Raw genomic sequence first — 6,500 nt, 5'->3', positions numbered from 1 at the left:
GCCCTGCGCGGCCCGGGGTCCGGGCCACGCAGAAACGGCTCAGAAGGGCTCAGAAGGGCTCAGGACGAGAAGAGCATCCGGCCGAAGCCCTTCTGACGGTGGTGGCCGTAGTGCCCACCGTGCCCGCCGTGCTGCGGCGCACCCCAGGCGGGGGCGTGGGCGGCGGTAGGGGCGGTCGGGTAGGCCTGCGGGGCGGGAGGCGCGGGCGGGGCCTGCTGGGACCACTGGGACTCCAGGCGGGTCAGGGACTCCAGCTCGCCGTAGTCGAGGAATATCCCCCGGCAACCGTTGCACTGCTCGATCTGAACACCGTTGCGGTTGTACGTGTTCATCTGCGCGTGACACTTCGGACACTGCATCATCGACTCGGCTCCTCGCCCTCGTTGTGCCGTCGCCGGAATGTCTGCCCGGCCACGGTCCGTTCACCCTACGACGCGGGGCCGACGGCCAACTCGGGCCGCAACGTAGCGATTCGGGCACAGGATTCGATCATCAGCTGTTCGTGTTCGTCCGGATCCCGTTGCTCCGCCGCGCACTTGGCGAGGGCGACGGCCGCCGTCTGCACCGTCAGGGCGCGGGCCGGGACGTCCAGTGCGGGCCAGGGGTCGCCGACGGCGGGAACCGCCGGTCCCCCGGCGAACCGGTAGGCGTCCAGGAAGGTGGCCCAGTCCTCGGGCGGCAGGAGTCCGGCCGCGTACCAGGCGGCGGGCCGGCCGAGGTCCCAGGCCGGATCGCCCGACCCCACGTCGTCCACGTCGATGAGCAGCCAGGGCCCGTCCGGCGCGGGATGGCGTACGAGCTGGCCCAGATGCAGGTCGCCGTGGCACAGGAAGCGGCTCCGGTGCGCGGGAGCCGGGGCCTCGCCCCGGGCCCAGGCGGGCAGGGCCCGCCAGCCGGCCAGTACGGAATGGGAGGCGGCGGCACCGGGCTGGGAAGCCACCCCGCCGGGCCGGGAGGCCTGGTCGCCGAGGAGGGCCGGGGTGCCGGGACGGGTGGCCGCGTCACCGGACAGGGGGTCCGCGCCGCCGGGAAGGGTGGCCGCGCCGCCGGCAAGGGCCGCGCGCATCCGGGCGACGGCCCGCGCCGCCTTGGCCGGGCCGCGCATCGGCGGCAGCGGGAACGGGGGCTCCGTCCGGTGGAGGCGGGCGAGCAGGTCCGCGGCCTCGGCCCAGGGGGCCGCGTCGGGGTCGGCGGGGTCCACGGGCGCGCCGAGCGGCCAGAGGGTGATGGGGCGGGCAGCAGGGCCGGCCGGTGCCGGGGCGGTGAGCGGCGGGAGCAGGATGCCGGTGAGCTGCGGTGCGGCGGCCAGGGCGATCCGGGCCGCCAGCGCCTCGCGGTCGGTGTCGGCGGCATGCGCCTTCGCGACGATCGCGCCGCTGCGGACCACCGTGCCGTCGGGCCGGTCCGCGAGGACCTGCGGCGGCTCGCACACGCACCGCGTCCTGGCGGGGTGGGAGAGGCGGTGTGCGAGAGTGCCCAGGTCCTGGACGACTGAGGTCTGGGTGCTGGTCAACGGCTCTCCCGGCGGCGGTCGGCCCGGCCGTGGCACCGGTGCCGCCGTGAGCGTAACGCGAGAGCCGGTCCGGACATCGCTGCGCGCCGGGCGTCGACCCGGCGGGGAAACGTATGGGCCCGAACGTACGGGCCCGGAAAGCGCGATGCCCGGTCAGCTCCCCAGCTGACCGGACAAACGCTGCCGTCCGCCGCACCCCCGTCCCCACGGGGCTGTTGGCCGGATGCGCGGGTCCGGACCGCTCTTCCGGACCCCGGGCGCCGCTCAGCGCCCCAACATCACCGCCACGGACGACGCCTGTGTGACCACCGCTTCCCAGCCGCCGAAGACGACCACGAGCAGGGCCGCCAGAGGAAGGACCATCGCCGTCGCCACCAACGGGTGACGGGTGCCGGACGAACGGCCGCCGAACGCGGCGTAGGCCTTGCGTCCCTGCATACGGACCATCGTCCGCGTTGCCGTGTCCGACATGGTTCCTCTCCTGACCTGATGGGGGCGGCGGGCGTGTGACCTCGGGGGACGAGTGCTGCGCCCGCCGCTTGACCTCAACATTAGGTAAGCGGCGAGCACAGGGCGTCATGCCCGCGTACCTAATCCCGGGCCTCCCGGAGGATGAGCCGTCGTCGCTCGGCGTACTCCCCTGGGTGGAGACGGGCCACCGGAGGTTGGGGTCATCCCGGAGGGGACGCCGGGGCCTGTGGGGGGGGTGGGTCCGGTACACGTCCGTCGGCTTCGCGGACGCGTCGTCGGGTGACTTCACTCACGTCCGCCGTTCCGCGGCGGGCGTCCGTCAGCGCCGGGGCTGCCCGGGATACCGCCACCCCGTGTGCCAGGGCTGTGGTCACGTCCTGCGTGAGGGCCGCGCCCGGTCGGCCGCGCAGTGATCCAATCCCCCTGTGTCGGTGGCCGTTTGAGCGCGCCGGCCGACCGAAGGGCCCGGATCCGCCGTGCCCTGACCCCTCTTCACCTCTCGCGCCCTGCACGGACAATCGAATCCCCGGCGAGGGCGCGGCCTCTGAGCGCGCCGGGCGCGGGGTACGTAAGCTGTGCCTCGTCAGGCGGACCAGGCAGCGGGGATGGGCAGACGATGGCGATGATGCGGCTCCGGCGCGAGGACCCGCGTCTCGTCGGCTCGTTCCGGCTGCACCGGCGGCTCGGCGCGGGCGGCATGGGCGTCGTCTACCTCGGCTCCGACCGGCGCGGCCAGCGGGTCGCGCTCAAGGTGATCCGGCCCGACCTGGCGGAGGATCAGGAGTTCCGTTCGCGGTTCGCGCGCGAGGTGTCGGCTGCCCGGCGGATCCGCGGCGGCTGCACGGCCCGGCTGGTCGCCGCCGATCTGGAGGCGGACCGCCCGTGGTTCGCCACGCAGTACGTTCCCGGCCCCTCGCTGCACGACAAGGTCGCCGAGGAGGGCCCGCTGGCCGCCGCCGAGGTCGCCTCGATCGGGGCGGCGCTCTCGGAGGGCCTGGTGGCGGTGCACGAGGCGGGGGTGGTCCACCGCGATCTGAAGCCGTCGAACATCCTGCTCTCCCCCAAGGGCCCCCGCATCATCGACTTCGGCATCGCGTGGTCGACCGGGGCGAGCACCCTCACCCACGTCGGTACGGCGGTGGGGTCGCCCGGCTTCCTCGCGCCCGAGCAGGTCCGGGGCGCGGCCGTGACGCCCGCGACGGACGTCTTCTCGCTCGGCGCGACCCTGGCGTACGCGGCGATGGCCGACTCCCCCTTCGGGCACGGCAGCTCCGAGGTGATGCTGTACCGCGTGGTGCACGAGGAGGCACAGCTCCACGGGGTGCACGACGCGCTGGCCCCGCTGATCAGCGCCTGTCTGGCGAAGGATCCGGAGGAGCGGCCCAGCACGCTGCAACTGTCCATGCGGCTCAAGGAGATCGCGGCGCGCGAGGCGCAGGGGCTGCACGAGAGCCGGCCGCCCCTCCAGCGTTCCGCCCAGGAAGCCGACCGGCCGACCGGACGGATGGAGGATCCGTACGCCGAGCAGCACACCCGTCGTGCGGAGGGCCCGTCCGGCTCCCGCCCCCCGTCGGGCAGGCGCGGCGCACCCGCGCGCTCCGGACCGCCGCGCACCGGTGGCTCGCGCCCGCAGCAGGCGTCGCGCGACACGACACGTTCGGGAAGCAGGACCGGGAAGCGGCAGGGGGCTCCGGCCGGAACGAACGGACGTCCGGGCACCCGTTCCGGGGGCCGCACGACCTCGGCGGGGCGGCGGCCGGCCAATCCGCGGCTGCTGCGTCAGCGGCTGGTGGTGTTCGTCGTGGTCACGTTGCTGGTGGCGCTGGGCATCGCGGCGGCGCAGGGCTGCCAGGGGCCGGCGCAGGGTCTCGGCGGGAGCGAGCAGCAGGACCGGGCGCCGGGGGCACAGGTCTCGCAGGACGCGCAGGGCGCGCAGTCCTGGCGTCCCGCACAGGGTGCGTCGGACGTCGCCAGTGGCTCCGGTGAATCCGGTGATCCTCAGGTTCGGGGTGTGCGGGGGCCGTCGCGGTCGTTGTGACGCCGGGCCCCGGGCAGGGGCTGGCCCGTGCTCAGCTCTCCGGGCGTCCGGTGGCCACCGCGTAGAAGGCGACGGCCGCCGCCGCGCCCACGTTCAGCGAGTCGACGCCGTGCGCCATCGGGATGCGGACCCATTCGTCGGCGGCCATCAGGGCCCGCGTGGACAGCCCGTCGCCCTCGGCTCCGAGCATCAGCGCCACCCGCTCCAGCCGGTGCGGGGCCGCCTCGTCGATGCTGGTGGCCTTGGCGTCCGGGGTGAGGGCGAGGAGCCGGAAGCCGGCCTCCCGTACCGTTTCCAGCGACTTGGGCCAGGCTTCGAGGCGGGCGTACGGGACGGAGAAGACCGCGCCCATGGAGACCTTGACGGAGCGTCGGTAGAGCGGGTCGGCGCAGTCCGGGGAGAGCAGGACCGCGTCCATGCCGAGGGCCGCCGCGCTGCGGAAGATGGCGCCGATGTTGGTGTGGTCGTTCACCGATTCCATGACCACCACCCGGCGCGCGGTGGCGAGCAGTTCGTCGGCGGTCGGCAGCGGCTTGCGCTGCATGGAGGCGAGCGCACCGCGGTGGACGTGGTAGCCGGTGACGCGTTCGGCCAGTTCGGGGGCGACCGCGTACACCGGGGCCGGGACCTCGTCGATGACGTCGCGCATGACGTCGACCCACTTGGCGGAGAGCAGCATGGACCGCATCTCGTAGCCGGTCTGGCGGGCTCGGCGGATCACCTTCTCGCCCTCGGCGATGAAGAGGCCTTCCGCGGGTTCGCGCCGTCGTCGCAGCTCGACGTCGGTCAGACCGATGTAGTCGCTCAGCCGGGGGTCGTCGGGGTCGTCGACGGAGATGAGATCTGCCACAGGGTGATACTGCCTTGTCGGGTGTGCGGTGCCAACGCCTGGGAGGGAGTTGTGTAACCGCGGGTTACGGGGCGGGGGCGCGCTCTTGCCTAGTCGGCCGCGTCCTGGACGACCTGCGGGGCGGAGTCCGGGCCGACCGCGACGACCTCGCCGATGACGATCACGGCGGGCGGGCGCACGTCCTCCGTGACTGCTCGCTCCCCGACGTCCGCGAGGGTCGCGTCGACCCGGCGCTGGGCGGCGGTGGTGCCCTCCTGGACGAGGGCGACCGGGGTGGCCGGGTCCTTGCCGTGGGCGATCAGGGCGGCGGCGATGGCGCCGATCTTGTCGACGGCCATGAGGAGGACCAGGGTGCCTCGCAGCCGGGCGATCGCCTCCCAGTCGACCAGCGAACGCGGGTCCTCGGGGGCGACGTGGCCGCTGACCACGGTGAACTCATGGGCCACGCCCCGGTGGGTGACCGGGATGCCGGCCGCTCCGGGGACGGAGATGGTGCTGGAGATGCCGGGGACGATCGTGCAGGGGATGCCCTCGGCGGCCAGCGCCTGGGCCTCCTCCATGCCCCGGCCGAAGACGAACGGGTCGCCGCCCTTGAGCCGGACGACCGCCTTGCCCGCCTTGGCGTGCTCGATGAGCGCCTGGTTGATCGCCTCCTGGGCCATGAACCGGCCGTACGGGATCTTCGCGGCGTCGATGACCTCGACGTGCGGCGGCAGTTCGTCGAGCAGGTCGCGGGGGCCGAGGCGGTCGGCGATGACCACGTCGGCCTCGGCGAGGAGGCGGCGGCCCCGGACGGTGATCAGATCCGGGTCGCCGGGGCCGCCGCCGACGAGCGCGACACCGGGGGCGCGGGTGCGGTGGTGGGGGGCGGCGAGGGTGCCGTCGCGCAGGCCTTCGACGATGGCGTCGCGGAGGGCGGCGGAGTGGCGGGGGTCGCGGCCCCGGGGGGTGGCGTTGAGGACGGCGACGGTGATGTTGTCGATGCGGCCGGTGGCCGGGGTCCAGGCGGTGGCGGCCTCGGCGTCGTCGGACCGGACGCACCAGGTGCGGGTGCGTTCGGCCTCGGCGGAGGCGGCGTCGTTGGCCGTGGTGTCGGAGGAGGCGATGATCGCGTACCAGGTGTCGGCGAGGTCGCCGTCCTGGTAGCGACGGCGCTCCCAGCGGATCTCGCCGGCGTCCGCCATGGCCTCGACCGAGGGGGTCGCGGACGGGGAGATCAGGGTGATGACGGCGCCGGTGGCGATGAGCTGCGGCAGCCGGCGCTGGGCGACCTGTCCGCCGCCGACGACGACGACGCGGCGGCCGTGCAGGCGCAGTCCTACGAGGTACGCGGGGTGATCGTCCTGACCTGCGCGGTCGGCGTGGTCTGCGTGCTCGGCCATGGCGGTACGGGCTCCTCGTGCGGGTGCTGCGTAGGGCCGCTGCGGCGGTGGAGCGGCTGTGACGTGCGGGAAGTGGGGGATCCGGGTGGGAACACGATACGGGGTGGGGGGCGCCTGCGGCGGGCCTGTCCCCACCCCGCCCCTTCCCGAAACCGGGGCTCCGCCCCGGGCCCCTCTTGTCCTCAAGCGCCGGACGGGCTGGATTGGGGGGGGCGCCCCCGCCCCCGCGGGCCGCCACACCCCGGG

At 74.5% G+C, this 6,500-nt stretch carries 6 protein-coding genes; 1 reads left to right on the top strand and 5 read right to left on the bottom strand.

Features of this window, described 5'->3' with window-relative positions:
* Positions 1-59: 59 nt before the first annotated feature.
* From ACFWM7_RS32375 to ACFWM7_RS32365, 3 genes are all read right to left on the bottom strand, one after another.
* Positions 60-362 carry a zf-TFIIB domain-containing protein gene (locus tag ACFWM7_RS32375; protein ID WP_383267562.1) on the bottom strand — a complete coding sequence of 101 codons (303 nt, stop codon included), beginning with the start codon at positions 360-362 and terminating at the stop codon, positions 60-62.
* A 65-nt stretch (positions 363-427) separates the two neighbouring features.
* Complete coding sequence (locus ACFWM7_RS32370; RefSeq protein WP_383267560.1) at positions 428-1,513, bottom strand: phosphotransferase family protein; 1,086 nt, start codon at positions 1,511-1,513, stop codon at positions 428-430.
* A 264-nt stretch (positions 1,514-1,777) separates the two neighbouring features.
* Positions 1,778-1,984, bottom strand: a complete 207-nt coding sequence (locus ACFWM7_RS32365; protein WP_103507020.1) for a hypothetical protein — start codon at positions 1,982-1,984, stop codon at positions 1,778-1,780.
* Between the two features lie 616 nt (positions 1,985-2,600).
* Here ACFWM7_RS32365 and ACFWM7_RS32360 point away from each other — a divergent pair.
* On the top strand, positions 2,601-4,022 hold the full coding sequence (locus tag ACFWM7_RS32360; RefSeq protein ID WP_383267558.1) for a protein kinase: 1,422 nt from the start codon (positions 2,601-2,603) through the stop codon (positions 4,020-4,022).
* A gap of 31 nt (positions 4,023-4,053) precedes the next feature.
* On the opposite strand, the gene ACFWM7_RS32355 is transcribed toward ACFWM7_RS32360, so the two are convergent.
* On the bottom strand, positions 4,054-4,872 hold the full coding sequence (locus tag ACFWM7_RS32355) for a TrmH family RNA methyltransferase (RefSeq protein WP_383267555.1): 819 nt from the start codon (positions 4,870-4,872) through the stop codon (positions 4,054-4,056).
* A gap of 89 nt (positions 4,873-4,961) precedes the next feature.
* The gene (gene cobA / locus ACFWM7_RS32350; protein WP_383267553.1) at positions 4,962-6,254 is read right to left on the bottom strand and encodes a uroporphyrinogen-III C-methyltransferase; all 1,293 of its coding nucleotides are present in this window, start codon (positions 6,252-6,254) and stop codon (positions 4,962-4,964) included.
* Between the last annotated feature and the right edge of the window lie 246 nt (positions 6,255-6,500).

The organism is Streptomyces sp. NPDC058375, from assembly GCF_042723425.1.
GTDB lineage: Bacteria > Actinomycetota > Actinomycetes > Streptomycetales > Streptomycetaceae > Streptomyces > Streptomyces durocortorensis.
The sequence above is the reverse complement of the archived record's forward strand: the minus strand, read 5'-3'. Positions and strand labels throughout refer to the sequence as shown.